General features: G+C 69.2%; 2 protein-coding genes and 1 pseudogene. All 3 read left to right on the top strand.

The annotated features are described in order from the left end of the window. Positions 1-540: pseudogene (locus tag ABD747_RS20390) on the top strand (IS481 family transposase); the annotation flags it as partial. Positions 541-675: 135 nt separating this feature from the next. After that, a complete protein-coding gene (locus ABD747_RS20385) occupies positions 676-975 on the top strand; it encodes a transposase (RefSeq protein ID WP_344808062.1) in 300 nt (99 codons plus the stop codon). Then, entirely contained in the window at positions 972-1,670 is a 699-nt protein-coding gene (locus ABD747_RS20380; RefSeq protein WP_344808060.1) for an IS3 family transposase, read from the top strand. Before ABD747_RS20385 ends, ABD747_RS20380 begins: the two co-directional genes overlap by 4 nt. The last annotated feature ends 44 nt before the right edge of the window (positions 1,671-1,714 follow it).

The following is a 1,714-nucleotide window of genomic DNA, read 5'->3' as shown; positions in this document are numbered from 1 at the left end:
CGGCGTGAGGGTGCGCAACCCGCCGGGCCGCCGCCGGCCCCACCCAGTGCCGCCGCGCTGGCAGCCGGCGTGGCGGTCGAGCTCGAGCGCACCGTGACCGCGATCGGACTGGTCGCCTTGGGCGGCCGGTTCCTGCAGGTCGGATCCCCGCTGGCCGGGCAACGCGTCACCCTGCGGCTGGACGACCATCTGATCCATGTCATCACCGACGGCCGGCTCTGGCGAACCCTTCCCTCACCGATCGATCCGGCCACCCGCCGCCGGCTCCGGGGCGCCCGCGTCGCCGGACCCCCGCCACCCATCGAGCACGATCCGATTCGGGTTCAACGGCGGGTCTCCTGCCGAGGCCAGGCTCAAGTCTGCGGTCAACGGATCCAGATCGGCCTGCCGCACGCCGGCAAGATCGTCACCATCGAGATCGGCGACGATCACTTCAACATCTACGACCAGCACGAGACGATGCTGTGCATGGTGCCGCGCACAACCACCAAGGAGGTGACCCGCTACAAGGCCTACGGCCACAAGGCCGCGAGCGCCTAGAAAGTGTCAAGGATCATCCGAAGCCGATCCGTCCACCATCAAGTGAGTCCAGACACGGCGGTCCAGACAGGCGGTCCAGACACGGCGGTTGGGCTTCCCCTCGTAGCGTGGAGACATCGCCTTAGGGAGGCGGCGGTGGCAGAGGTACGTCGGAAGTTCGATGAGGACTTCAAGCAGGGTGCGGTGCGGATCGTTCGGGAGACCGGGAAGCCGATCGCGCAGGTGGCCCGGGACCTGGGGATCAACGAGGGCACGCTGGGGAACTGGTGTGCGGCGGAGCGTCGGCGATCCGGTGATCCGGGCGGGGCTCTGGATCCTGACGAGCGGGCCGAGTTGGTCCGGTTGCGGCGGGAGAACGCGGAGCTGGCGATGCAGCGGGACGTGCTCAAGCGCTCGGTGGCCCTCTGGGTCCAAGAGGCGATGGGGGGCCGGTGAGCGTGGCCGGCTTCATCGCTACTCAGAGGGTCGAGCACGGGATCCCGCACGCAACCGCGTGCCGGGCGGTGGGGGTGTCACCGGCCTGGTTCTACAAGTGGTGCCACGGCGACCCGTCGCCGCGGCATGCCCGCCGGGCTGTGTTGGCGGTCCGGATCGGTCAGTTGTTCGCCCAGCATCGCGGGCGGTATGGCTCACCACGAATCGCTGCGGATCTGCGCGCGGAGGGGTGGCGGGTGAGTGTGAACACGGTCGCGGCGATCATGCGGGAGCTGGGTCTGCGGGCCAGGCCGAGGCGGCGTCGCCGGCAGACCACCCGGCCGGGTCGGGGCAGGTGGCGGGCGCCGGACCTGATCGGCCGCGATTTCGCCGCTGACCAGGTCAATCGGAAGTGGTACGGGGACGGCACCGAGATCGTCACCGACGAGGGCAAGCTCTATTTGGACAGTGTGCTCGACATGGCGTCGCGGCGGATCGTCGGGTTCGCGATGAGCCCGCATCACGACACCGCCACCGCCTATGCCGCGTTGGCGATGGCGGTCGCGGTGCGGGGTGGGAAGGAGGCCGTGGCCGGGGTGATCCTGCACACCGACCAAGGCAGTGAATTCACCGCTCGCTCCTTCCGGAACGCCTGCGGGCGGATCGGGGTGCGGCAGTCGATGGGCCGGCCCGGATCGTCCCTCTTAATCGGCTAATAGTTGCGTTCTGCCTTGTCAGCGACACGCCGCGGACGGTGACT

It is taken from the genome of Microlunatus ginsengisoli (genome assembly GCF_039537205.1).
Lineage (GTDB): Bacteria > Actinomycetota > Actinomycetes > Propionibacteriales > Propionibacteriaceae > Microlunatus > Microlunatus ginsengisoli.
This window is presented reverse-complemented; position numbering and strand designations above follow the sequence as displayed.